This window comes from Bifidobacterium sp. UBA744 (assembly GCA_002298605.1).
In the GTDB taxonomy this organism is placed as follows: domain Bacteria; phylum Actinomycetota; class Actinomycetes; order Actinomycetales; family Bifidobacteriaceae; genus Bifidobacterium.
Genome location: DBKS01000004.1, coordinates 1 through 26087, shown reverse-complemented (window position 1 = coordinate 26087; position 26087 = coordinate 1). Strand labels below are relative to the sequence as shown.

Below are 26087 nucleotides of genomic sequence, written 5' to 3'. Positions count from 1 at the left end.
ATCTCCGCCCCGGCCAAGGACGCCACCACCCCGACCGTGGTGTTCGGTGTGAACCACAACATCCTCAAGGCTTCCGACGTGATCGTATCCGCCGGTTCCTGCACCACCAACTCCATGGCCGCCATGGTCAAGCTGCTCAACGACAAGTGGGGCATCAAGGCCGGCTTCATGACCACCATCCACGCCTACACCGGCACCCAGATGATCCTGGACGGCCCGCGTGGCACCAAGTCCGGCCGCGACCTGCGCGCCGCCGGCATCAACACCATCGCCCACTCCACCGGCGCCGCCAAGGCCATCGGCAAGGTTGTGCCCGAGGTCAACGGCAAGCTGCAGGGCCACGCCCAGCGCGTTCAGGTGCCGGACGGCTCCGTCACCGAGCTGACCACGGTGCTCAACACCGAGACCACCGCCGACGAGATCAACGCCGCCTTCAAGGAAGCCTTCTCCAACACCGAGTACTACGGCTACAACGACGAGGGCATCGTCTCCTCCGACATCCTCGGCGACACCCACGGTGGCGTCTTCGACCCGACCCAGACCGACGTCAACACCGTTGACGGCGTGACCATGGCCCGCACCGTGTCCTTCTACGACAACGAGTACGGCTTCACCTGCAACATGATCCGCACCCTGCTGTACTTCGCCGAGATCTCCGAGTGAGATTGATCGCGTAGCGTTCAGCTCGCAGCAACAAGGCCCCTCGCGCTCCCCGAGTGCGAGGGGCCTTGTCATGTCGCGGCCCATACCGTGCACTAAAACGGTAGCCATGAGCAAAAAATCGAAAAACACGAAGGGAAGGGGATCCACGCCGGCCACCCTGGAACTGGAACGGGCGGGAATCCCATTCGAACCTTATGAGTATGCGCATTCCAACGACCACATGGACGACGGATACGGCGTGGAGGCGGCCGCCAAACTCGGATTTGACGAGCATCAGGTGTTCAAGACGCTGATGGCGGACACCGGCTCCGAACGAGTGGTGGGAGTGGTGCCGGTCAGCGGCCATATGGATTTGAAGGCGCTGGCGGCCGCGGTCGGCGCCAAAAAAGCGGCTATGGCCGACCCCAAGGTGGCGATGCGAGAATCCGGATACGTCGTCGGCGGCATCTCTCCGCTCGGGCAGAAGGTCCGCCACAAGACGGTGCTTGACGAATCCGCCCTGCAATTCGACATGATCCTTCTGTCCGGCGGCAAACGAGGCTTCTCCATCGGCATTGCGCCATCCGACCTGCTCAGTGTGCTTGATGGCGTCACCGCGCCCATCGGCACCTGGTGAGAACATATGCATCGCCCGCACAGTGGGGCAGTTTCCCGACCTACGGCCGACGATGCTGCCTTCTGAGTTCGGAGGGCAATACGAAATGCATGGTCTCCCTCACCGTCGCCACATTCTCGATATCGGTGTATCCCATGGCCCGCAGGGCATCGACCACTCCGTCAACCAGCTCTTCCGGCACGGAGGCTCCGGAAGAAACCCCCACGGACCGCACGCCGTCGAACCATGACGGATCAAGGTCGCCGGCGTCATCGACTCGGTGGGCCATGCCGCGCTCCCCCAATCCCTGCTGCGCCACTTCGACCAATCGCACCGAATTCGACGAGTTCGCCGACCCGACGATCACCACGCTGTCGGACCGCTCCGCCACCAATTTGACCGCGGCCTGGCGGTTCGAGGTCGCATAGCAGATATCGGAATTCGGAGGCATCCGCATCCAGGGGAACCGCGCGCGCAGCGCGGCAACCGTATCGGAGGTCTCATCGACGCTGAGTGTGGTCTGGGTGAGCAGCACCAGTTTGGTCGATTCGTCAAAATCCAATCCGCGCACGTCGCCCGCATGCTCGATCAGATGCACGTGTTCGGGGCTTTCCCCCACCACGCCGACGGCCTCGTCATGCCCTTTGTGCCCGATGTAGATGATCTCGTATCCCTCTTTGACAAAGCGCAGCACTTCACGGTGCACCTTGCTCACCAATGGGCAGGTGGCGTCCACGACATGCATGCCACGGCGGTCGGCCTCCGCCTTCACCGTCGGGGACACCCCATGCGCCGAAAACACCACGGGGATGCCGGCCTGAACCGCCCGATCCGGAACCTCGGACAGTTCTTCGATGAACACCGCGCCCTGGGAGGCCAGACTCTCCACGACATGGCGATTATGCACGATCTGGCGGCGTACGTACACCGGCGGCAATCCGTTGCGGCTGGACTCGGACGAGGACGCGGCGGCTTTGAGAATGGTCCGCACGGTCAGGATCGCACGATCCACCCCGGCGCAGAAGCCACGGGGATCCGCCAATACAATGCGCTGTGAAGTCATAGCCAACATCGTAGCCGCCGGACTGCCATGCGCTACGATGGAACACGGTAATATTCCCGTACGTCACAAGGGAAGTGTCTTATGGACCTGACGAACATCCCGCCGAGAACCGGCCAGCAATACTCCATCGCATACGGCGACTACCAAGCGGTCGTCACCGAACTGGGCGCCACGCTGCGCAAGCTCACCTACCGGGGCAAGGACGTCACCGTGCCGCTCGGTCCGAACGATCCGGTGACCTGCTGCCACGGCCAGATTCTCGTCCCCTTCCCCAACCGCATCAAGGGCGGCGAATACACATTCGAGGGCACAACCTACACGCTGCCGATCGACGAGCACGACCGCAACACCGCGATTCACGGCTATGGCTACCGCAGTTTCTGGAAGCTCGTGAAGCTCACCGAGACCTCGGTCACGCAGTCCTGGCGCGTGCCGTTCCTGCTGGGCTACCCCTTCGACGTCATCGTCACCGCCAAGCATGAACTGAGCGACGAGGGCCTGTCCATCACCGTCAGCGCCACCAACGCCGGTTCGGTGAATGCCCCCTGGGCGCTGGCCATCCACCCGTGGCTCGCCAATGGATTCGGCGGCCACGGCGACGAAATCGACGGGCATAACGCCCAGTGCCGACTGACCATTCCGGCCGACACGCACGTCACCATCGACGAGAACCTCATCCCCACCGGCACCGAACCCGTTGACGGCACCAAATACGATCTGCGCAAGGGCGAGCTGCTGGTCAACCAGCCCTTCGACGACGCTTGGACCGACGTGCATCACGATGCCGACGGCAAGGTGACCGCCACCTTCGTGCGCCCGGACGGAATGACCATTCACGTGGGCGGCGACGAGACGGTGACGTCGTTCCAGGTGTGCACCGGAACCGGCTTCCCCGCGTTCAAGCATCCGGCCGGCACCGCCGTGGAACCGCAGACCGCGTATGCGAACGCCTTCAACACCGGCAATCAACTCATCGTGATCAAACCCGGCGAAACCAGTACCACCAAGCTGTTCCTCAACGCCGAACAGGCCTGATCGCAAGGAGTGCCAGGCAGGCGGGCGACGCAAGCCACGCTGGTCCGCTTGCCCTCATCCACACCTTGTGGCATAATTCCGTAGGTTTCATACTTTAACCAAAAAGGAGTCCATCATGGGCATGCGCGGACGCAAGCGCAAGGATCGTCGCAAGAAGGCCGCCAATCACGGCAAGAGGCCGAACGCCTGATCCCTTGCAGCACACAGCTACAAGCACAAGGGCCTGCATCAGCTTTTATCGCTGAAGCAGGCCCTTTCGTTATGCCGCAACAATCTCCATCTCCCCCTGCTCTCCCGCAGCGGATCGTCGACATCACTGCCGGCAGCAACGGTCCAGGGCGGCCTCCAGTCGGGCACGCAGGCAATCCGGCGCCTGCTCGGGACGCAGATACGCACGCAGCGCCACGATCATGGCCTTTTCCCGCTCGTCGCAGGACGACTCCACGTCAAAGCAATCACACCCACGGGGCTCGCGGGGTCCACACCCATGGGTCTGGGACTCCGCGGCCCGATCGGGGGATCCATTCAGCACGCCGCCTTTGGGAACCCCTCCGCGCACTTCGGTGACATGCACCTCGGTGCATGTCACGCCATCCGCTGCCGTCACAGTAGTGCGCGTAACGGAGACTCGATGACTGTACGACTCACTCATGCCCTTTCCTCCCCTGATGCGCCATATGCGGTTCGCTACCGTTATTATGACGCACGGAATCCCCCTTGCGCTTCGCTGACGGTGAACCATGCGCGGCATATCCGCGGGACGACGCATATGAGGCGAGTTCCCGCTTCAGCTGGGCGCGCGCGCGATTGAGGCGGCTCATCACCGTACCGATTTTCACGCCTTGCTCATCAGCCACCTGCTGGTATGATTTGCCGTCGATCGCGGCGTCGATGAATACCTGGCGACGTTCGGGACTGAGCTTGTTGAGCGCCGTCAGAATCTCCTGGGGCGCAAACGTGTCCAGATATTCCTCCTCCGCGCTGCGCAGCCCTTCGCCGGTGTGGCCCGCCGCGTCATAGATGTCCCAATCGTCATATTCGCCGGTCGAGTCATTCGCCCGCTGCGGACGCCGCTTGGCCTTGGCATACTGGTTGAAGTAGGCGTTTCGTTCGATGGTGGTCATCCACGCCTCGAAATTGCTGCCGGGCTGGAAGGAGTCAAACGCCTTGAAGCCGCGCTCGAAGGTGTCCTGCACCAGATCCTGCGCGTCATCGGGATTGTTGGTGAGTTTCATGGCCTGACGGTACAGCGCGTTCACGGCTGGCATGGCAAGCGCCTCAAACCGGCGGCGCCTCGCCTCCATGTCTTCGCGTTCCTGTGGCTGTTCATTCACGCTTTGTATTCTAACCGTTCCAGACGATTGGCTATGGTGGGGCGTTATGAACACCTCCGCCGCATCGCTCATCGAAGCTTTGAACGCCGTTCCCCCACAGCATCCCGACACCAGGCTTGCGCAGTCCTGGCTGCTGGGATTCGACACCGAAACCACCGGGGTGGCCGCAGGACGCGATGCGATCGTCTCGGCCGCGCTCGTGCTGCGCGACCCGACGCTTGGCTATGAGGGCGACGTCATCGGCGAATGGGTCATCAACCCCCACCGACCGATGAGCCCCGGCGCAAGCCGCGTCAACGGTTTTACCGACGCGTATCTCACCGAGCACGGCGAGGAGCCCGCCGAGGCGATCGACGCCATCGCCTCGATCATCGCGGCGGCGCAAAGCAAGCGCATCCCGCTGCTCGCCTACAACGCCCCGTTCGACGTGCATATGCTCAATGGCGACATCAGCCGGTGGAAGCTGAAGGCGCTGCCGGACAGAATGGACACCCCGGACGGCTCCACGCCACGGCTGCTGGTAGTCGACCCCCTGGTGATCGACCGCAAGGTCTCCCGGCGCAAGGGACGGCGCACGCTCACCGACACGACGTTCTACTATGGCGTCGAACCGCACGGCGATTTCCACAACGCCACCGCCGACACCGTCGCCTCGGTGGATCTCATCACCCCAATGGCCGCGCTGTACCCGCAGGTCGGGGGCATCGCCATACGCGAGCTGATGGACTGGCAGCGTGCGGCATACGCCGATTGGCGAGAGGATTTCAACCAGTGGCTTGCGTCACGAGGCAGGCGCCCGGTAGCGGAAACCTGGTTCTAGCGGGCCCGGGCCGGCATCAAACGCAATGCAAGCCCGCCCTGCACGCATGCGGCACATTGGCCCCGCTAGAATTGCCTGAAGGAACGACGAACCCGGAAGAAGGAACCAAGGAACACCATGACACTGACCCTAGCTTCGGCGGCCGCACTGCTGGAACGGCATCATCTGCTTCGCGAGATCGTCCAGGGGGGCACTTGGACGCTGGACCCGCATCGCATCGACGCCTGCGACGCGCCCATCGCCGATGTCACCTATGACACGCGCACAGTCGCCAACGGCTCGATGCTCTTCGTCAAGGGGGCCTTCAGGCCGGAGTTTCTTGACGGCGTCGACGAGCGAGGCCTTGGCGTCTATGTCGCCGAAACACCCTACGCCGAGCACACCAAGGCGCCCGGTCTCATCGTCAACGACGCGCGTAAGGCCATGAGTCTACTGTCCGCCGAGTTCTTCGACCGTCCGCAGGACAGCCTGACGGTCATCGGCATCACCGGCACCAAGGGGAAGACGACCACCGCGTATTTCACCCAGGCGATCCTCAACGCGGTATCCGGCAATAGGGCCGCGCTGTTCTCTTCCGTCGACAATTGTCTGGACGGAACCACCTATGTTGAATCCGATCTGACAACGCCCGAGTCACTGGACGCGTTCCGCATGATGCGCACCGCCGTCGACAACGGCATGAAGTATCTGGTAATGGAGGTTTCGTCCCAGGCATACAAGGTCAATCGCGTCTACGGTCTCACCTTCGACGTCGGCGCGTTCCTGAATATTTCCCCCGATCATATCAGCCCGATCGAGCACCCCACGTTCGAGGATTACCTCTTCTGCAAGCGTCAGATCGTGTCCAATTGCCATACCCTGGTTTTGGGGGCCGACGCCGACCATGCCGATCTGATTCGCGAGGATGCCGCCGCAACCGGCGTGCCCGTGACCGACTTCGCGTTGCAGGGCGGCGGGGACGACGCCGAAGCGACCGCGGCGTCCGTTGCACGACCCGTCGACGTCAGCCACAGCGCCTACCGCATCCAGGCAGCGGGCAGGGATCTCGGAGAGTTCCGCCTCGCCCTCGACGGCGATTTCAACTATGCGAATGCGGTGGCGGCCATTACCATAGCGCAGGCGGCCGGTGTCGACCCCGGCAACGGCAAGGCGTTTCATGCCATCGAGCGGGTGACCATCTCCGGACGCATGGAGCAATTCAGGGACCCGGAGTCGACGACGCTCGCCATTGTGGACTACGCCCATAACTTCGCATCGGTGTCCGCATTGCTCGATTTCGTCGACGAACGGTACGGGGACAGGAATCCACGCGTCACGCTGGTCACCGGATCCGCCGGCAACAAAGCCTACGACCGCCGCGGGGAAATCGTGGAGGCCGCCGAGCACCGCATCGCGGCCTTCGTCTTCACGCAGGAGGACACCGACACCGAGCCCTACCTCGACATCTGCAAGGCAATGCGGCGGCATATCACCGATCCGAACGTCGCCTCGACCATCGTTCCCGATCGCGCGACCGCCATCGCAAGCGCCGTTGACGATGCGCGGGCCCATGCCGACCGGTTCAACGTGCTACTCATCATCGGCAAGGGCAACGAGCGCTGGATCAAGGACCGGCGCAACCACATGCCGTATGAGGGCGACGATCGCGTTGTGGCGCGCCTTTTCGGGCTGCCGCGCGCATAGGACAATCAGGAAGAATCAGGAAGGACCGGCGGACAGAGCCGTGAGCACAATCACCATCGAACCCATTGATTTCAATACGTTGGAGCAAGAGGCGCAGCAGGCGGGACTGACGCTGCCCATCGAGCAGACCGGCGTCTGGGCGACGTTCCAGGCCGACATCCCCGGACGAACGCCGGCGGGCTCATACCGCATCAGCAGCGACGGACAGCCTGTGGCGTTCATATCCATGATCGACATGGCAACGCATGGATACCACTACCTGCGTTCCATGCACGGCCCCGCCTGGATCACCAAACCGGAACAGGCCGAGGAACGTCAGGTCGTCGACGCACTGGCCTCGTACTTCAGGAGGCATGACGGACAGGCCGCGTTCCTGCGCATCGACACCTGGTATGACGACGGCGTGGTGCCGGTGCTGTCGACGGTTCCCTACGACCAAACCGTCGTCATCGACGTCACGGGTGGCGACGAGGCGATTCTCAGCCGCATGAAGCGCCGCGGACGCCGCGACGTGCGCAAATCCCTGCGCGAATGCCCCGCCGAAGTGGCCGACGAGACGTCCCAGGCCATTGCGGATTTCTCCGAATACTACGATGTGATGGTCGAAACGGGCAGGCGCGACGGATTCACGCCGGCGCCCATCACCGACTATTCCGACATGATCCAGGCTTTGGGCGCCGACCACTGCCGCGTATTCGCCGCGCGCATCGACAACCGCGTGGTGGCGTGGTCGATCGTCACCGTCAACGGCGCGCATGCCGTTCGCTATTACGCCGGCATGCGCAACGACGTGATGCGCATGCACGTCACCGACAAGCTGCTGTATTCCGAATGCTGCATTCTGGGCGGCCAGGGCATCACCGAATACGATTTGATGGGCATCGGCTCCGATTTCGCCCCCAGTCTGAGGGGACTCAACGAGTTCAAGACCAAATTCACCGAGGAGATCACGCCCGTGGCCGCCGGGCACGACGTGCCGATCAAAAAGGGTTTCTACACCCTGCTGACCTTGGTGAAATCCGTGCGCGACAAACTGCGCGCCGCGAAGAAGACCAAGAAAACCGGGGAAACCGGCAAAACCAGCCAGAACAGCAAGACCGGTAAGGGCAGTACAACCGACAAGGCCGGCAACTAGTCCAGCAGGGCGCGCACGACATTCCGCGCGCGCCCTTCACTCAGTTCGGTCGGCAGCACCAGTACGTGCGACGCCAATTCGTCGCTCACGCGTACCGTGCCGCGATCCAACCGGTCCAAGCCATATGCGACCTCGTTGGTCACACCTGGAAACAGCTCGGGACGATACCACCGCTCCGCCAACGCCCCCGTCCGCCGGACCGCGGCGATCAGGCGTTCCGCCATGTCGGTGTCGGCGGCAAGAACCGGGAACCTCAGCAATGGCTGCGCGTCGCCGCGTACAACGGATTCGGGAAGATACAGGCCCTTCGCCCCCGCGAGCGCATTGCGGTACAGCTCCACAACGGCCTTGCGGCCGCTCTCGTTGGCATCCAAATCCTCCAATGCGCGGACAGCGCGGTCGGCGATCCACGGCGTGACGCCGTACGCGGGGTACGCCAGTCTCCCTTCCCGTTCGCAGTCGGCGATCGGCGGCTCGTACCAGCCGATGCCCGTGCAGGCTTTGCGCAGCGCCGCGCCCAGCCCGCCCAGACGCGAAAACACGCGATTCTGGTTTACGTACAACCTGGTCACCATGTCGAGCCGCACGCCCGGCGTCGGCAATTCATCCAACCGTGTGCGCAGCTCCGCGTCAAGCCGCGGATGGGTGCGGGACAGCGACGGGTTGATCCAGATCGCGCCGCCGAAGCGGGTGGGCAGTATTTTCTCCACGCCGAAGGAATGCACCGAGATGTCGGCCAGGGGATTCCCCGTCCGCCCGTCGCGGGCCAGACGGGTGACGCAATGGGCGCAGTCCTCCATGACCAGCGCGTTCATGCCATGGGCGGCATCCGCTATGGCACGAGACGAGGCGTCGTCGACGATGCCGAAGGTGTGCTGCAGCATGACGACGCGGGTTGCGTTGTCCTCCGATGAGGGCAGCGAGCGCATATCGATGCTGAGTGTGTCGCGGTCCACATCGGCGTAGCGCGGTGCCAGTCCCGCAGCGATGATCGGGTCCACCGCGGTCGAACAGGTGAACAGCTGCGTAAGGACGGAGCCATCCCCCTGCCGACGCCGGATCGCCTCGAACGCCACCTCCATGCCATAGCGCGCCTTGAACACCGGATACCAATCCTCAGGGCGCGTGCCCGACCGTCGCGCCAACGCTTCGCACAGCGCCTTGTTCCGCATACCCATACCAGCCTCATTTCCCGGCGACATCCTATATGACAGGTCTAATCCACCATACGGCTTGTACAATGGCAATGTTGTGAAACTGGCATAATGTAAGGGATACCATGGTTTCTTTCCAACCGGTGATCATCGGCGGCGATCTGGGCGCCTACGCGCTGGCGCGCGAGTTGAACGATGCATACGGGGTGAAGGCGCTGCTCGTCACGGCCTACAATGTCAACGCCATCCGCGACTCCTCGATTATCGAGCGCCATGAATTCGCGCAGGCCAATCAGGAGGGCCCCCTGGTCGATGAGCTGCTGAGGATCGGCAGGGATCTGACAACCCGCAACCCGCGTCGCAAGCTGCTGCTGCTCGCCAACACCGATTGGCGGATCCGCGTCATGGCCGTGCATCGGGCCGAACTTGAACAGTATTACGTTGTGCCGATCCCTTCGCTGGAGGTGCTCGACCAGGTCAGCGACAAGCAGGGCTTCGAACGGTTGGCGACCGCGCACGGCATGCCGGTGCCCCGCTCGTTCTACGAGGATTTCTCGAATGCCGGCGATGCGGGATGGACCCCCCAACCCGTGCCCGACGACCTGGCCTTCCCCGTGGTGGCCAAACCGGCCGACAGCTCCCAGTACGAGAACCTCATCTTCGAAGGCCGCCGGAAGGTGTATCGCATCGACACCCCTGCGGAGCTTGACCGACTGTGGGACAAGCTTGCGAAGTCCGGATTCCGGGACACCTTCGTGGCACAGGAGCTGGTGGAGGGCGACGACACCGAAATGTATTCGGTAACCGCCTACGTGGACACCACCGGCACGGTATCGCTGCTGTGCTCGGCGCATGTGCTGCTGGAGGAGCATCACCCGGCCACCCTCGGCAATCCATGCGCCATGATCACCACCCCCATCGCCGAGATCCTGGAGCCGGTCAAACCGTTCCTCACCGGCATCGGATACCGGGGCTTCGCCAACTTCGACATCAAACGCGACCCGCGCACCGGCCGGTTCTACTTCCTGGAGGTCAATCCGCGCATTGGACGCAACAGCTTCTACAATGTGGGGGCCGGTGTCAATCCGATGGAAGTGCTGGTGTCGGACGTCATTGACGGTCATCCGATGGGCGCGCGCACCGCCGGTCGCGAGTCGCTGTATTCGATTATTCCGAACCGCCTGCTGCTGCGCTATGTGCTGGATCCCGATCTCGCGGCACAGGTCAGGCGCCTCATGAAAGCGGGACGCATCAGCCCGCAGCGCAATCCGAAGGATATGAGCTTCAAGCGCTGGCTGCATCTGATGGAGTCGGAGCTCAACCAGTACGTGAAATTCGCCAAATACTATCCGAAGCCCACCAACACCGGGTTCTAACGTCGGGCCGTCAAATGTACGGTCCAGTGCCGTACATAGGCGAAGGGGAGCGGTCCCACGGCCGCGACGTGCATCGACAACGCCCTAATCCGACAACCGCTGGCTCACCACGGTCGTCACACCGTCGGCGCGCATTGTCACGCCGTACAACGCGTCGGCGATGCTCATGGTGCGCTGCTGATGCGTAATGACAATGAGCTGCGCATGCTCGCGCAGCGTATTCAACGCGTTGATCAGACGCGTGAGGTTCACGTCATCCAACGCCGCCTCCACCTCGTCCATCACATAGAACGGGCTGGGGCGCGCGGTGAAGATGGCGAACAGCAGCGCCAGCGCGGTCAGCGAACGCTCGCCACCGGACAATAGCGTCAATTGCTTGACGCGCTTGCCAGCGGGACGCGCCTCCACCAGCACCCCGGTGGTGAGCAGATCGTCCGGGTTCTCCAGACGCAAACGGCCGCGGCCGCCGGGGAACAGCAGTGCGAACATCTTCTCGAAGGCCGCGGCGGTGTCCTCGAAGGCCGATTTGAACACCGAAACCATCGTGTCGTCCAGATCCTTCACCAGACCCATCAGATCGTCGCGCGACCGCACCACATCGTTGCGCTGATCGTTGAGGTACTTGTTGCGCGCCTGCAACGCGTCATATTCCTCACCGGCCAGCGGGTTGACCTTGCCGAGCGCAGCCAGATCCCTGCGTGCCCTGTTGAGTCGCTTGGTCTGTTCGACGCGGTCATACGGCACGGTCCGCCAGGTTGAGGTATCAGCATCCGCGTCATCCGACCCGTCACCGTCCAATGGCACCGGCTGGCCATGCTCGTCCAAGACGGGCACCGGCACGTCCGGACCATAGCGATCGATCAGCTCCCCCATGGCCAGTCCCAGATCGTCCGAAACCTTTTGCGTAATCTGCCCATATCGGCCGGCGACGCGCTCCCGATCAACGTCGAGGGCGTGCTCGCGGGCGGTCAGCTCCGCCACCTGCGGCTCGATGCGGTCCCGCTCGGCGCGCAGCGCCTTCAACTCGTCATCATGCCCGGAGGCCTGTGCCTGCAATTCGTCGCGTCGCCTGGCCGCCGCCTCGATGTACCGGGTGATCAGATCGGCGATATCCCCGGCATCGGCGGCTATGCGCTCGGCGCGGGCGGCCTGGTCGCGATGTTTGGCGTTCAGCGACTCGATGCGCATGCGACGTTCCTCCGCCTCATGCGCCTGGTCGCGCAGCAGTTCCGCCTGGCGCTTCAGGGAATCCGCCTTGCGGCTGGCTTCGCTCCAGGCGAGCTTCATGGACATTTCATGGTCGCGGGCGATGCCGAGCGATGATTCCAGGGTCTTCTGCCGGGTCTCCAGCTCGTCGAAGCCCACCTGTTCCCCATCCGACCGACGCGCCGATTCAAGCGTGCGGGTCAGCTCGTCCAGCTTCAGCTGATGCGCCTGACGGTCCTGCCCCATGGAGGCAAGCTTCCCGTCCAGTCCCTTGATCTGCCGGGTGAATCCCGTCATGCGGTCGGCGGCGGATTTCAGCGATTTTTCGGCCTGCTGCACTTTCAGACGCGCTTCGGTGCGTTTCTGGGATTCGCGATCCACGGCCAGACGCCCCTCATCGCGTTTGGCCTGTGCCCCGGCCACATCGTCATCGATGGAGGCGAGCTCCGAAGACAGCGATTCCACCTGTGCGAGAGCCTTGTCTCGACGGGCCGCCAACGACAAATCGGATTGCGACAGCGACGAGCCGCCAACGGCGGCCACACGGTTGAGCACCTCACCGTCCCGGGTGACCGCCTGCATCCACGGATGACCTTCATCGCGCAGCACCAGCCGGGCCTCGTCCAGCGAAGCCACGGCCGCCACATCGGCAAGCAGCACGCGCACCGACGCCACCACGCCCGCGGACTGACGGGCGTCGGCCGCGGGATTGGGATGCACCAGCGTTCCCAAGGGCCGCGTATCCCGTCTCAAGCCGTCCATGTCATGTCCCACGCTGTCCGCAGTGTCGTCTGCGATGCCGAACGACGCCGGCGCGCCGCCCGACTCCGCATCGTCGCGAGGCACCAGCACCACGGCTTTGCCGAGCTTGTCTGTTTTGGCCCGCTCCAGCGCGCGCATCATGGCGGAATCGTCCGGAACCACCATGGCCCCGGCGAAGACGTCCAGCGCGTGCGCCACGGCCTCTTCCCAGCCGTCTTCGACGTGGATGAAATCGGCCAGCCGCCCAAGGGCCGCCACATGGGAGTCCCGTTCCAGTGCGCCGGAGGCATTGCGACTCTCCAACGTGTCGTTCAGGGCGTCGGCCTTGGCCTTGAGTGAAATAATCCGCGAGTTGACGGTGCGTTGCTTGTCCAGCAGCGCGTTCAGTGCCTCCTGGCGGTCGGCGAGCGCGGTGCGCGCCTGATCCAGCGCCTGTCCGCCGTCATCGCCGAAGCTTTCGGTTTCCCGTTCCAACGCATCATGCTGCTCGGTTGCCTCGGCCAGTTGCCGTGACAGGCTGTCCCGCTGGGATTCCAGATCCCGCGCACGGGTTGCGGCGAGCTCAACGGCCGCCTCCTCACGCGCGATCATGGCGGTCAGCTCGGCCATTTGGGATTCGCGGCGCTGCTCGGTTTTGCGCAGTTCGGTCAGGGTCTGGCGTACCGAGGCGAGGTTGCGTTCCTCGTCCGCACGGCGTTCGATGGCTTTGTCCAGGGCAAGGCGGGCGTCACGCACCGTATTTTGCTGGCCGCGCGCCTGGGCGTCCAATTCCTCGGCGCGTTTGGCCAGCAACTCGGGATTTTCGCCGACGGAGGCGACGATCTGGTCCGAAGCCGACCGGGCGCGTTCGCGGGCCAGCTGCGCCAGCGAGCGATAACGCTCCTGCAGCTGGGCATAGCGATGCCAGATCTCCCCTATGCTCGCTATGGCGGGACTGGACCGGCTGACCAGCGACTCGACCTGTTCGATGCGCACTTTCACGCCGGCCAGCGACTGCTGCGCGGCGGAGAGCCGCGACCGAACCTCGGCAAGCTGCCCGCGCACCGTCTCAAGACGATCGGCGGCTTCCACCGCGTCCTGCGCATACAGACGCGACTGGGCGTCCCGCAGGGTCACCTGAATGGCCTCGGCACGACGGGAAATGCGCGCTTGTCGTCCCAGCGGTCCCAATTGCCGGTGGATTTCGCCCAGTAGGTCGTCGAGCCGGGACAGGTTCCGCTCGGTGTTGGCGAGTTTGCGCAAGGCGCGCTCCTTGCGCTTGCGGTGTTTGAGGATGCCGGCCGCCTCTTCGATGAACGCGCGGTGGCCGGCCGGATCCGCCCTTAAAATGGCGTCCAGTCGCCCCTGGCCCACAATGACGTGCATCTGCTGGCCAAGGCCCGTGTCGCTCAGCAGCTCCTGTATGTCGAGCAGCCGGCATTGCGATCCGTTGATCGCGTATTCGGACCCGCCGTTGCGGAAGATCGTGCGGGAGATCGTCACCTCGCTGTAATCGATGTCGAGCGTGTGGTCGGAGTTGTCGATGGTCAGACTCACCTGCGCGCGACCCAGCGGCGGACGCGACGAAGTGCCCGCGAAAATCACGTCCTCCATCTGCGTGCCGCGCAGCGCCTTCGCGCCTTGTTCGCCCATCACCCATGCGAGCGCATCCACGATATTGGATTTGCCCGAGCCGTTCGGACCGATCACCGCGGTGATGCCCGGCTCGAAGCGCAGCGTGGTGGCGGAGGCGAAGGATTTGAACCCGCGCAGGGTGAGTTCCTTGAGATACATGCGGTTGAACGACCTTATGCCCTCATGGCCGTTCGGGTTCCACGGCTGCGGGATGGACGCGCTCGGCCTTCGGCTTGGCCAGTTCCGGATTCATTCGCTCCTTCAGCAGAGTGCGGGCGTCACCTGCCGTTACGAAGCTGCCGCAGATCAGCACGCCGCGGCCATAGCCCACGCCGGTGTCGTCGGCGGCGTCCACCAGATCCACAGCCTGCTGGATGGCATCGGGCAGGGCATCGCAGCGGATCACGCGATCCGGCCCGAACACGCGCACCGCGACCTTCTCCAGGTCCTCGGCCGACATCACGCGATCCGTCCACGAATTCTCCGTCACCACGATCTGGCTCAGCACCGGTTCGAGAACGCCCAGATACTCCTCGACCTGTTTGTCGCGCATCATCGCGACCACGCCGACGAGCTGCTCGAAGTTGTAGTTCTCCTCGATTGCGGCACGCAGCGCCTCGGCGGCATTCACATTGTGACCGCCATCGAGGATGATGGTCGGCGAGGTTCGAATCTGCTCGATGCGCCCGGGGATCTTGACCTGGCTCAGCGCCTCGGCCACGGTGTCGCCGTCCAACGCGCCGTTTACCGGGATCACGACTTCGGCCGCCGCAAGCGCGGCCAGCGCGTTATGCGCCTGATGCTCGCCGAATTTCGCAATCGGCACTTCGGTGTAGGTGCCGTTCGGCGTGCGCAGCGTGGCGACCTGGCCGCCGACCGCCGGCATACGCGACACGACTTCCATCTCATAGCCGTCACGGATCAGGGTGGCGTGTTTGGAGGCCGCATCCCCCTCGATGATCGGCATCACCGCCTCCTCATGCGGTTGGGAACCGATAATCGCCGTGCAGCCGGGCTTGATGATGCCGACCTTCTCGGTGGCGATCTGCTCGACGGTATCGCCGAGCCATTGCATATGATCCATATCCACCGGACCGATGATGGCCGCATCGGCGGTCAGCACGTTGGTGGCGTCCCACAGGCCGCCCATGCCCACCTCGACCACCGCCACGTCGACGGGCGCGTCGGCGAAGGCCCAAATCGCCATCGCGGTCATCACTTCGAAGAAACTCATGGGATATCCGCCGTTCGCGGCGGATTCCGCGTCCACCATGGCGACGAAATCCTTGATCTGGTCCCAGTAGTCGACGAATTCGTCATCGGACAGCTGCTGCCCGTCGATCGAGATGCGATCGTTGATGCGCTCCAGATGCGGAGACGTGTACAGGCCGGTGCGCAAGCCATACGCTCGGCAGATCGCCTCGGCCATGCGGGCGGTGGACCCCTTGCCGTTGGTGCCGGTGACGTGGATCACGCGGAACGACTGTTCGGGATGCCCCAGCAGGTCAAGGATCCGCTCCATGCGATCGAGGTTCAGATTCGTGGTGTTATGCTCCGGGGGGCGGGCCATGATCTCACGCTCCACCTCGCGAATCGACTCCCCGTTTCTGTTCGGATGTTCGAATGACATTGACGCTCTTCCTATAGGTCGTGTGCAACTTCCCATATTCTAAGCGACATGCCGCTGCGTTCCAGCCCACGGTATTTCGATTCGCAGCGCGCGAACCGTTCTGGTCTGCGACCCGACTACGATGGCTGTGGAAGATTGTTGTTTTGTTGCGCAAGGAGTGACATGAGCGACGTAGTGACTGCAAAGGACAAGGAATACGAGGCGCGCGAGCAGGCGTCCGGCCCCGGCGAGAGCCAGCCGATCACGGACCGGGTGAACAACCGGTCGCTGCGCCCTCGATCAGACGCGTTCAAGGACTTCATGAAGTCCGGCTGGGATGCCTCCGAGCCCGAGATCAAGCCGCTGGAATCCTCGCGGTACATTCAGGCCCGCCTGAAGGCGCTGGGCGCCCAGTTCCCCGGCGAGCGCATCGTGATTCCCGCCGGCCAGCCGAAGGTGCGGAACAATGACTGCAACTATATGTTCCGCCCGGACACCGCCTTCTCCTACTACACCGGTCTGGGTGTCGACTACGAGGCGGGAGCCGTGCTGGTGCTGAACCCCGTCGATCCGGAGTCCGATGAAGCCAAGGCCGGCGAAACCCACACCGCGGAGCTCTTTGTGGCGCCTCGCGCCGATTACCACACCACCGACTTCTTCATGGACCCGCATTACGGCGAGTACTGGGTGGGCCCGCGCGCCGGTCTGAAGGAACTGTCCGCCATGACCGGGTTGCAGACGCACGACATCGCGCAGCTGCCTGACGCGCTCGGCAAGGATGTCGGCGCCGAGGCCGGCGCCGTTCGCGTGCGCGTGGTGCATGAGTCCGATCCCGCCGTCACCGAGATGGTTGAGAACATCCGCGAGGCCAATGGTTTCCCCGATCCGGACGCCAACGCCAAGGCCGACGACAAGCTGCATGAGGTGGCCGCCGAGGCCCGTATGGAAAAGGACGCCTACGAGGTCGAACAGCTGCAGTCCGCCATCGACGCCACCAAGAAGGGCTTCGACCGTCTGCTGGAGAACCTGCCGCGCGCGCTGGACCAGCCCCGCAGCGAACGTGTTCTCGAGGGCGCGTTCAATTCGGTGTCCCGCGAACTCGGCAATGCCGTGGGATATGACTCGATCGTCGCCTCCGGCGAGCACGCCCCGATCCTGCACTGGATGCGCAACACCGGCGTGGTGCGTTCCGGCGACCTGCTGCTGGTGGACGCCGGCGTGGAGGTCGACTCGCTCTACACCGCCGACATCACCCGCACGTTCCCGACCAACGGGAAGTTCACCGACTTCCAGAAGCGCCTGTACGAGGCGGTGCTTGACTCCCAGCAGGCCGGCTTCGAAGCGGCCAAGCCGGGCGCGACCTACTCCGACATTCATCATGCATGCATGCGTGTGATCGCCGAGCGTCTGCACGACTGGGGTCTGCTGCCGGTCAGCGTGGAGGAGTCGCTGTCTCCCGAAGGCCAGCAGCATCGCCGTTGGTTGGCTTGCGGCGTGTCCCATCATCTGGGTCTGGATGTGCACGACTGCGCCCAGGCTCGCTTCGACGCGTACCAGGGCGCCCCGATTCGTCCGGGCATGGTCTTCACCATCGAGCCCGGACTCTACTTCCGCGACAACGATCTGCTGCTCCCGCCGGAGTACCGCGGCATCGGCATCCGCATTGAGGATGACGTGCTGATGACCGAGCAGGGACCGGTGTGGATGTCCGCGGGCATTCCGAAGGAGCCCGCCGAGGTCGAGGAGTGGATGGCCGATCGCGCCGCGGCGGCGAAGCGGGCCTGAAGCTCGGGGAGCGGCCACCACGGCCGCGAAGGATCATGGCAGCCAACGGAAAGAACACAACATGCCAACACCGCAATTCATCCTCGAACTCAGGAAGAAAATAGGCCATGATCTCCTCTGGCTCACCGGGGTCACCGGCTACGTGCGCGACGCCGAGGGGCGCGTGCTGCTCGGGCGCCGCTCCGATACCGGTGAATGGGCGTTGATCTACGGCATTAACGAGCCCGGAGAGCAACCGGCGGATACCGTGGTGCGTGAGATCAGGGAGGAGACGGGCGTGGACGCGCAGGTCACCGATCTGGTCTCCGTGATCTCGTCGGATCGGGTGATTACCTATGCGAATGGCGACAAGACCATGTACATGGATCATTCGTTCCTCTGCGAACTCAGACCCGGCGGCAACGACACTCCATTCGTCGGCGATGAGGAAAGCCTGAACGTGGGCTGGTTCCCGCTTGACGGGCTTCCCTCGCCGCTCGCCGCGAGCACGGTGGAGCGCATGGCCGTCTTCCGCCGATATCTTGAGGCGAAGGAACGGGGCGACTCCCATGCCGTGTTCGTTGCCGATGGGCGGATGCACTGACTAGCACCAGCCGCAGCATAATCTCAACAGAGCGGGTGCCCGTATCCACGCAATGGATGCGGGCACCCGCTGTCGCATTTACATGTCCGAAGCGGTGATGCTGATTGCAATCATGAGGCGGACGGCAGGTCACCTGTCTGCTCGCGCAAATGACTCAATGGATTGTCGATAAAACGGCGCAATCCAATCGTCGCGGCACCCCGCAATGCAGGCCGATCATCCACCAATGGCATAAGCACCCGCATATGCAATTCATCGCCGGCGAGCACATTACCAGCCACGATACGGGTCAGCTTACTGGCAAATTCGTCGCCAAAATGTTGCCAGAATCCGCCAAGAATCACAGTTTCCGCGTCCATTAGATTGATCGTCGATACAATGGCCGATCCCAAAGCGTCAATGGCCCGGTCGATGACCGCGACGGCATGGTCATCGCCTTTCCGCCACCGTTCATACAGTTCGACACCGGCACCGGGCTGGGCCGCCGCTTCGCCTGATGCGATGTCGGCGGCCTCCACCATGGAACGCCGACCCGCATACGCTTCGAGGCAGCCCCTGCGACCGCATCGGCATATCGGTCCGTCAAGAGCCACCGACAGATGGCCGATTTCGCCGCCGAATCCATGGTCGCCAACCACTACCTGCCCGTCACGCACCAACGCGCCGCCGATGCCAATGTCGGTGGAAACGTAGAGGAATGATCCATGTGTGTCCAGATCCCCGGCCTTCTCGGGAGATTCCCCACATCGGCTGGTGGCGTAACCGGGGATTTGGGCGATCGCTGCCATGTTAGCCTCGTTGCCGGCGGCGGCATGCAGGCGGCGTACCACGTCGAACTGCTGAAGATCCACCGACTCCCAGCCAAGGTTCCGCGCCGACAGCAGCCGCTGGTCGTCGGTGACCAGCCCCGGCAGGGCCAGCCCTCCCCCGACCATGCGATATCCGAGTCGTTCGAGTTCGTTTTCCGTGGGCTGCACCAATGCGTTGAGCCTGCCGAAAGTGATTTCCGGGCTCAGTTCGCTGACGTCGGCGTCCACCCATTCCTGCGCCACCACGCGGCCGGTCAGATCGATCACCATATAGCCGTATCCGTCGGTGTTGATCTGCAATCCGACGCCGGCCCAGCCGCCTTGCGCGATGGCCAGCGGTGTGGAGGGCCTTCCATAGGTATTCTGCACAGCCGGATCCCGTTCGACCACAACCTTGTTGCCGATCAGCAGCGCGGCCAGCAACGACATGGTGGCTTTGGTCAGCCCAGTGGCTTTGGCCAGATCGGCGCGGCTCATCGGCGCTTTCGACTGCAGCAGCGTATCCAGCACCACGGTCAGATTGTGATTGCGCAGATCCTCTTGGTTGATGCGTCGCAGTCCCGCCATATCAGCCCCCTGGCTTATATTTCATCTGTTGGATCAGATGGTGGCGCATTGGTCTGCCGAACTTCCCACACCACAGCCACACGCCGTAAATTCACTGAATTTATTATACCGTGCGCTTATGATACACTATCATTAGTTCATTCGTCTAACATATAGGCGTTGGGCATACAGGTTGCGGCGAACGACCGCCCTATTCCGGCAGCCCCGGCCCCAACCGCCGTCCGGCCGCCACATACGACGCGCATCAGGGAGGATCGCATGGCATCGGTACTCGTAGCAGGAGTAGACACATCAACACAATCAACAAAGGTGCGCGTCACCGACGCGCTCACCGGCGCAGTGGTGCGTTTCGGCCAAGCCAGACACCCTGACGGCACCAGCGTCAACCCAAACGCATGGTGGGACGCCTTTCTGGAGGCGGCGGCCCAGGCAGGCGGGCTGGACGACGTCAGCGCCCTCGCCGTGGGAGGCCAGCAGCACGGCATGGTGCTACTCGACCGCTCCGGCCATATCGTACGAGACGCCCTCCTGTGGAACGACACCCGCTCGGCACCCCAGGCCGACGCGTTCATCAGGCAATTCGGCCAGGCCGACGCCTCCGACGCGGAGGTCGCCGCAGGCTTCGCCACCGGACATGACGAACAGTCCATCCAACTGCGCGGTAGGCAACGCTGGGTAAAGGCGACCGGATCCTCCCCCGTCGCTTCATACACCCTCACCAAAATAGCCTGGGTCGCACAGCATGAGCCGGACTACGCCCGAGCCGCCGCCGCGATCTGTCTGCCGCACGACTGGCTGAGCTGGCGCATAGCCGGTTTTGGCCCGGTCGACGACGGCGAGGACGCCCATCTGGATGCCCTGTTCACCGACCGCTCCGACGCTTCGGGCACCAGCTATTTCAATGCCGCGGACAACACGTATCGCAGAGACCTCCTCGCACTCGCGCTAGCCCCCGCCTACGGCGAAGCGGCTTTCCTCTCCGACGATGGCACAGTGCAGGCGCCCGCCGCGGCGCGCCGCCATGCCCACAATCTGATCCTGCCCACGGTGCTCGGTCCGCATGAGGCCGCAGCGATTATCGCCGATCCGGCCGTCGCAGGCAAAAACGTGCCGGGCGGCTGCATCCTCTCACCGGGCGGCGGCGACAACGCCATGGCCTCACTGGGATTAGGCATGGCGGTCGGGGATGTGTCGATCTCACTGGGCACCTCCGGCGTGGTCGCCGCCATCGCCGAGCATCCGACCTATGACATGACCGGCGCCATCTCCGGGTTCGCCGACTGCACAGGACACTACCTGCCGTTGGCCTGCACCATCAACGGCTCACGCATTCTGGATGCCGGCCGCGCGGCGCTTGGCGTGGACTACGACGGGCTCGCAAGCTTGGCGGCCCAGTCCTCCCCGGGAGCGCAGGGCATGACGCTGACACCGTATTTCGACGGCGAACGCACGCCGAACCGACCGGATGCCACGGCCAGTCTGCATGGCATGACCCTGGCCAATACCACCAGAGCCAATATCGCCAGGGCATTCGTCGAGGGACTGCTCTGCTCACAGCGAGACTGCCTGGAGCTCGTCAAGGCGCTTGGCGTCGATATACGACGTCTGCTGCTGATCGGAGGCGGCGCCCGCTCGGCCGCCATCCGCGCCTATGCGCCGGGCATCCTCGGACATGCCGTCGATTTGCCGGCCACCGACGAATACGTCGCGATCGGCGCCGCCCGCCAGGCTGCATGGGTGCTGTCCGGAGCGGCCGAACCACCGCAATGGCCGCTCAGCATCGAGGAGACCCTCGCCGGCGGCGACACTCCCGAAGTCTATGCACAGTACCGTCGATACCGCGGATAGACAATAGACCGACCGTCCATAACCGGTCCCATTGCCGCAATGGGTGCCGAAGGCTGAGCAACCAACCGCGCAAACGCAAATGGGCTGCCGGAACCTCGAGGATTCCGGCAGCCCATTATCACCGCTATAACTGCGGGGCCCGTCCGACCGGGCCCGGCTGTTTTTTACTTGCCGCCGGTGGTGGCGATGCCCTCGACCAGGTACTTCTGGCCCAGGCAGAACACCACGAACAGGGGCAGGATCGACAACACGCTCATCGCGAACATCGGGCCGTAGCTCGACTGCGACTGCGCGTCGATGAACGAACGCAACGCGATCGGCACCGTATACGTCGCCGGCTTCGTCAGATAGATCAGCTGGCTGAAGAAGTCGTTCCACGTCCACATGAACGTGAACACCGCCGTCGTGCCGATGGCCGGCTTCATCAGGGGCAGCAGCACCTGGAAGAAGATCCTCGCGTGCCCCGCGCCGTCGATCTTCGCGGCCTCGTCCAGGTCCCGCGGCAGGCCGCGCACGAACTGGTAGAACAGGAACGTGAAGAACCCGTCCATCGCCAGGAACTTCGGCAGGATCAGCGGCACAAACGTGTTCACCAGATGCAGCGAGTTCCAGATGATGTACTGCGGGATCACGATCACGTGGATCGGGACCATCAGCATCAGCAGCATGAACCCGAACATCACGCCACGGAACCGGAAGTTCAGGCGCGCGAACGCGTACGCCGCCATCGAACACGTCACGATGTTGCCCACGATCGCGAACGCCACGATCAGGAACGAGTTCAGGAAATACGTCGAGAACGGGTACGACAGCGCGTTCCAGCCGTCCGAGTAGTTCGACCACACCGGATCCGTCACGACCAGACCCATGTTCGTGAAGATCTGGTCCTGCGGGCGCAGCGACGAGGCCACCATCCACAGGATCGGATACAGCATCAGGAACGCGAACGCGAACACCACGACCTGCTTGACCACCTCGAGCACCACGGCCCTCACGCGGTTCGGCCTGTGCACCGGCACCGCCGGGGAAGAAGACACCACGGCATCACTCATAGCAAAACCTCCAAACACCTTTCCGACCGGTCAGTCGTCGTAATGGACCCAGTACTTCGACAACGCGAAGTTCACCAGCGTGAACACCGCCACGATCAGCACCAGGATCCAAGCCATCGCCGCCGCGTACCCCATCTTCAGCGAGCCGAAGCCCTGCTGGTACAAATACAGCGTGTAGAACAGAGTCGAGTCGGACGGGCCGCCCGTGCCCCCCGACACCACGAACGCCTGCGTGAACGTCTGGAAGCTGTTGATGATGCTCATCACCAGGTTGAAGAACACGATCGGGGAAAGCATCGGCACCGTGATCGAACGGAACTGACGCCACTGGCCCGCGCCGTCCACGCTCGCCGCCTCGTACAGCTCGCGCGGGATCTGACGCAAGCCAGCAAGGAAGATCACCATGGCGGAACCGAACTGCCACACGTGCAGCACGATCAGCGTCCAGTTCGCCGTCGCCGGGTTCGCCACCCACGACTGCGTCGCCTCGATGCCAACCAGGCCCAGCGCCTTGTTGAACAGACCATCCGCGCCGAACACCATCTTCCACAGCACCGCGATGGCCACCGAACCACCCATCATGCTCGGCAGGTAGAACGCCGAACGATAAAACGTCAGGAACCGCATGCCCCGGTCCAGCAGCACCGCCAAGGCCAGAGCCGCGACCAGCTGCAGCGGCACCGACACGATCACGTACGTGAACGTCACCTTGAGCGAATTATGGAAACGAGTGTCCGCGAACAGGGTCGTGAAGTTCTGCAACCCGATGAACCTCGGAGACGTCAGCATGTTGTACCGCGTGAACGACAACACCACAGACGCCAGCATCGGCACCAGCGACAGGCACACCGCGCCCACGATCCACGGAGCCGTGAACGCGTACCCCGCCCTGTTGTCCGTATACCGAACCTTGCCGTGATGACGATTCTTCACCAACGACGCAAACTCAGCAGCATAACCCATGCCGCTCACCTCGCTTCCGCCCCTCCACGCCGCGCTTAGATGCACAACGCTTCAAGAACACAATCTCCGGATATGCAATGAAACGATGAACACGGGAGTGCCAACACTGGCTTCAGACATCAACGCCTGACACCCGCTCCATCAGAGACGATATTGACAATAGCGCAATCCCCACACAATAGTCAAATCACTTCACTAATTATTGCTTCAAAAACAACTTCCCCAAAGAGCAAAGGGCCGCCGTATTCCATCCGGCAGCCCGCGCATATCACCTCAACAACCAATTTCCAATTCAAAGGCAGCCGCAGGCAACCCCACACCATTGCACAGCACCGGATCAGGGCAATCCGCCCAAGCATAGCGAAGACGCGCCTCAGCACCTATCACCATGTCGCATGGCAGATCGATGCGCACCGTGGAGGGGGAAGCGACAACACCATGCACCACTTGCGCCATTCCCCCACCCGACAGTGGATCAAACAACTCAAACACCAGATCATCCCTCATACGCCCAGGCATCAAAGTCAAACCTCCAACACAATGAGTAAATCGGAGCGTCAACGATCCCTCTCCTCGGGTCACCCCAGCAATCAACGGCCCCATGAACTCACAATCGACGCCATACACCAGCGAAGCGGCCGCCAAGGCAAATCGCTTGCCGACAATGTCTTTATTCAGCGGATGCAGATCATTGAACTCACCGCAATCCAGCAAAGTGATCATCGCGGTACCATCGAGAGCTAACGCGCGTCGCTGCTCATCGCGAATTTTGGCCCAACCCTTCGCCTCAAACGCAATGCCTGGCAGCTGTGCGTAGATGAATGGCAAATCCGGCTCGCCAAATGTTCGGCGCCAGCATTGGATCAACGCCAGCATTTTATCCGTGTAGCGCAACGGCGTACGATTCGCATTCGACTCCCCCTGATACCACAGCACTCCAGCAACACCATACCGGCCCAATGGCGCAATCATCGCGTTATAACAGGCAGCCGGCACACGAGACGGGAAGAATTGTTCAGGTGACGACGGAATGCTGCAACTCCTACGGAAACGCCACAGTCCAGCAGCATCCAGATCGAGACGGCGCAGACCCTGCGGGGTATCGACTAAAATCTCACGTCGCTTACCCTTCATGAATCCACCACCGAGATGAGTATTGACACGCAACCGGAAAACCAATGTCAGACTCGCTGGCATGACAGCAATATCATAGTTACGCGGCGGATAGCGATAGCCGGTTTGTCCTATAAGCTCACCGTTCACATAGCACCAATCGGCATCAGTCAACGTACCAAACCTCATATGGCCAGGACACCCCACCAATTCCTCCGGCACCTGGATCGTTGCACGAAACCACACAATACCCGGCGACGACAACTCAGGCACGGCTGAACCGGCATCGGCGAGCACGATCTGACTCCAATCGCCATCATCGAGTTCCACCCGCTGCCACTGTTCCCGCAATCCGCAATCCAATGCATCAGCGTCAGCGACAAAGCGGGCCAGATCCGCCTCATTATTGGCGATCAACCTACGCACATACTCTTCATCTCGCCATTTTTGAGAATCATCAGGCAGCAGCCCCAAACGCTCCAGCCACTCCTCACCAATCCACGAATCAATTGGAGTGCCGCCAAGAGCTGTCTGCAAAAAACCAATCGGCACATCAGCCCACTGCCTCAAATGCTTGGCAAAAAAGAAACCAGCCGCGGAGACACCGCTAAGATCATCCTCGCCCTCAACCAACCATCGAGATGCTCCCATCCTATTGACTGGCTTACGGAAGCGGCAGGCTTCCGGCACAATATAGAATCGAACTGCACGATCATCGGCCGCCTCAAGCTCATCCGGAAAGCGATATGCCACACGGCTCATCCATAGCTGCATATTGGACTGCCCACCCAAGACCCATACGTCGCCGTATAGTACATCGACAATCTCAATACGGTTGCCGCGCGATTCGACGATCAACGTATACGGACCGCCCGCAGGATGCGAAGGCAGTCCAATTTGCCATTCGCCATCGACACCGACAACCCCAGAAACGCTGTTCCCATCGATAGATACCGTTACAGCAGCTGCGGGCAAGCCCTGCCCCCATACCGTGATCGGTTTTCCTCGCTGCAGCACCGCCCCTTGAGCAAATAATGGGCAGACGCTCAGCATTACCGCATCATGATTCATGACCTTTTCTCAACTTTCCGACCCATCAACTACACCGCGGCAATCCCACAAACCGACGCCTGCACCCATTCGGCACCCGGTAACGGAACGTCGCCATTCCCAATGGTCCTATATTTAGCCTTACCTGTATTCAGTTCATGGCTTATCAACAGCGAGTCATCCTGTGAACTAAAAATATGTGCCCGGGTGCCACATCAGCGGCCACCGGGCACATGGAGGAGAGGGAAAAAGATAGAGAGAAACGATG

At 62.6% G+C, this 26087-nt stretch carries 20 protein-coding genes and 1 pseudogene; 11 read left to right on the top strand and 10 right to left on the bottom strand.

The genetic code is table 11. From position 1 onward, the window contains the following. Together B2994_RS00225 and ybaK are read left to right on the top strand one after the other, a co-directional pair. The coding region (locus B2994_RS00225; RefSeq protein WP_414630608.1) for a type I glyceraldehyde-3-phosphate dehydrogenase at nucleotides 1-663 on the top strand (663 nt) is incomplete at its 5' end. 106 nt (nucleotides 664-769) lie between these two features. Next, nucleotides 770-1279 (top strand): Cys-tRNA(Pro) deacylase, encoded by a 510-nt coding sequence (ybaK, locus tag B2994_RS00220; protein ID WP_291526408.1) that lies wholly within the window; start codon nucleotides 770-772, stop codon nucleotides 1277-1279. Nucleotides 1280-1319: 40 nt separating this feature from the next. On the opposite strand, the gene B2994_RS00215 is transcribed toward ybaK, so the two are convergent. Next, nucleotides 1320-2321, bottom strand: coding sequence for a 4-hydroxy-3-methylbut-2-enyl diphosphate reductase (locus B2994_RS00215; RefSeq protein WP_414630607.1), 1002 nt, complete (start codon nucleotides 2319-2321; stop codon nucleotides 1320-1322). Between the two features lie 81 nt (nucleotides 2322-2402). On the opposite strand from B2994_RS00215, the gene B2994_RS00210 reads away from it, so the two are divergent. Next, nucleotides 2403-3356 carry an aldose 1-epimerase family protein gene (locus B2994_RS00210; protein WP_291526406.1) on the top strand — a complete coding sequence of 318 codons (954 nt, stop codon included), beginning with the start codon at nucleotides 2403-2405 and terminating at the stop codon, nucleotides 3354-3356. 115 nt (nucleotides 3357-3471) lie between these two features. Beyond that, nucleotides 3472-3546 (top strand): 50S ribosomal protein bL37, encoded by a 75-nt coding sequence (locus B2994_RS07565; protein ID WP_003817083.1) that lies wholly within the window; start codon nucleotides 3472-3474, stop codon nucleotides 3544-3546. A gap of 123 nt (nucleotides 3547-3669) precedes the next feature. Here the strand turns inward: B2994_RS07565 and B2994_RS00205 are convergent, their stop codons facing one another. Then, nucleotides 3670-4008 carry a hypothetical protein gene (locus tag B2994_RS00205; RefSeq protein WP_291526405.1) on the bottom strand — a complete coding sequence of 113 codons (339 nt, stop codon included), beginning with the start codon at nucleotides 4006-4008 and terminating at the stop codon, nucleotides 3670-3672. After that, nucleotides 4001-4660: a sigma-70 family RNA polymerase sigma factor gene (locus B2994_RS00200; RefSeq protein WP_291526410.1), complete on the bottom strand. Its 660-nt coding sequence runs from the start codon at nucleotides 4658-4660 to the stop codon at nucleotides 4001-4003. Before B2994_RS00200 ends, B2994_RS00205 begins: the two co-directional genes overlap by 8 nt. Nucleotides 4661-4736: 76 nt before the next feature. On the opposite strand from B2994_RS00200, the gene B2994_RS00195 reads away from it, so the two are divergent. From B2994_RS00195 to B2994_RS00185, 3 genes are all read left to right on the top strand, one after another. Next, nucleotides 4737-5510: an exonuclease domain-containing protein gene (locus B2994_RS00195; RefSeq protein WP_291526404.1), complete on the top strand. Its 774-nt coding sequence runs from the start codon at nucleotides 4737-4739 to the stop codon at nucleotides 5508-5510. Nucleotides 5511-5627: 117 nt separating this feature from the next. Next, nucleotides 5628-7193, top strand: coding sequence for a UDP-N-acetylmuramoyl-L-alanyl-D-glutamate--2,6-diaminopimelate ligase (locus tag B2994_RS00190; RefSeq protein ID WP_291526403.1), 1566 nt, complete (start codon nucleotides 5628-5630; stop codon nucleotides 7191-7193). Between the two features lie 49 nt (nucleotides 7194-7242). After that, nucleotides 7243-8328: a lipid II:glycine glycyltransferase FemX gene (locus B2994_RS00185; RefSeq protein WP_291526409.1), complete on the top strand. Its 1086-nt coding sequence runs from the start codon at nucleotides 7243-7245 to the stop codon at nucleotides 8326-8328. Here the strand turns inward: B2994_RS00185 and B2994_RS00180 are convergent. Then, complete coding sequence (locus B2994_RS00180) at nucleotides 8325-9506, bottom strand: DegT/DnrJ/EryC1/StrS family aminotransferase (RefSeq protein ID WP_291526402.1); 1182 nt, start codon at nucleotides 9504-9506, stop codon at nucleotides 8325-8327. The genes B2994_RS00185 and B2994_RS00180 overlap by 4 nt on opposite strands. A gap of 101 nt (nucleotides 9507-9607) precedes the next feature. Here B2994_RS00180 and B2994_RS00175 point away from each other — a divergent pair, with 101 nt between their 5' ends. Then, nucleotides 9608-10858, top strand: coding sequence for a hypothetical protein (locus B2994_RS00175; RefSeq protein WP_291526401.1), 1251 nt, complete (start codon nucleotides 9608-9610; stop codon nucleotides 10856-10858). 84 nt (nucleotides 10859-10942) lie between these two features. Here B2994_RS00175 and smc read toward each other — a convergent pair whose 3' ends face one another. Continuing rightward, nucleotides 10943-14599, bottom strand: coding sequence for a chromosome segregation protein SMC (smc, locus tag B2994_RS00170; RefSeq protein ID WP_291526400.1), 3657 nt, complete (start codon nucleotides 14597-14599; stop codon nucleotides 10943-10945). A 31-nt stretch (nucleotides 14600-14630) separates the two neighbouring features. Continuing rightward, a pseudogene (locus B2994_RS00165) lies at nucleotides 14631-16070 on the bottom strand (bifunctional folylpolyglutamate synthase/dihydrofolate synthase); the annotation flags it as partial. Between the two features lie 162 nt (nucleotides 16071-16232). On the opposite strand from B2994_RS00165, the gene B2994_RS00160 reads away from it, so the two are divergent. Both B2994_RS00160 and B2994_RS00155 read left to right on the top strand, forming a co-directional pair. Continuing rightward, the gene (locus tag B2994_RS00160; RefSeq protein ID WP_291526399.1) at nucleotides 16233-17834 is read left to right on the top strand and encodes an aminopeptidase P family protein; all 1602 of its coding nucleotides are present in this window, start codon (nucleotides 16233-16235) and stop codon (nucleotides 17832-17834) included. Between the two features lie 61 nt (nucleotides 17835-17895). Then, nucleotides 17896-18417 carry an NUDIX hydrolase gene (locus tag B2994_RS00155; protein WP_291526398.1) on the top strand — a complete coding sequence of 174 codons (522 nt, stop codon included), beginning with the start codon at nucleotides 17896-17898 and terminating at the stop codon, nucleotides 18415-18417. Between the two features lie 110 nt (nucleotides 18418-18527). Here B2994_RS00155 and B2994_RS00150 read toward each other — a convergent pair whose 3' ends face one another. Beyond that, nucleotides 18528-19793 (bottom strand): ROK family protein, encoded by a 1266-nt coding sequence (locus B2994_RS00150; RefSeq protein ID WP_291526397.1) that lies wholly within the window; start codon nucleotides 19791-19793, stop codon nucleotides 18528-18530. Between the two features lie 258 nt (nucleotides 19794-20051). Between B2994_RS00150 and B2994_RS00145 the strand changes: the two genes are divergently transcribed. Then, nucleotides 20052-21641 carry a xylulokinase gene (locus tag B2994_RS00145; RefSeq protein ID WP_291526396.1) on the top strand — a complete coding sequence of 530 codons (1590 nt, stop codon included), beginning with the start codon at nucleotides 20052-20054 and terminating at the stop codon, nucleotides 21639-21641. 164 nt (nucleotides 21642-21805) lie between these two features. Here the strand turns inward: B2994_RS00145 and B2994_RS00140 are convergent, their stop codons facing one another. The 3 genes from B2994_RS00140 to B2994_RS00130 form a co-directional block, all read right to left on the bottom strand. After that, complete coding sequence (locus B2994_RS00140; protein ID WP_291526395.1) at nucleotides 21806-22693, bottom strand: carbohydrate ABC transporter permease; 888 nt, start codon at nucleotides 22691-22693, stop codon at nucleotides 21806-21808. Nucleotides 22694-22723: 30 nt separating this feature from the next. Continuing rightward, nucleotides 22724-23656 carry a carbohydrate ABC transporter permease gene (locus B2994_RS00135; protein WP_291526394.1) on the bottom strand — a complete coding sequence of 311 codons (933 nt, stop codon included), beginning with the start codon at nucleotides 23654-23656 and terminating at the stop codon, nucleotides 22724-22726. 273 nt (nucleotides 23657-23929) lie between these two features. Next, nucleotides 23930-25840, bottom strand: a complete 1911-nt coding sequence (locus B2994_RS00130) for a sialate O-acetylesterase (RefSeq protein ID WP_291526393.1) — start codon at nucleotides 25838-25840, stop codon at nucleotides 23930-23932. Nucleotides 25841-26087: the final 247 nt, after the last annotated feature.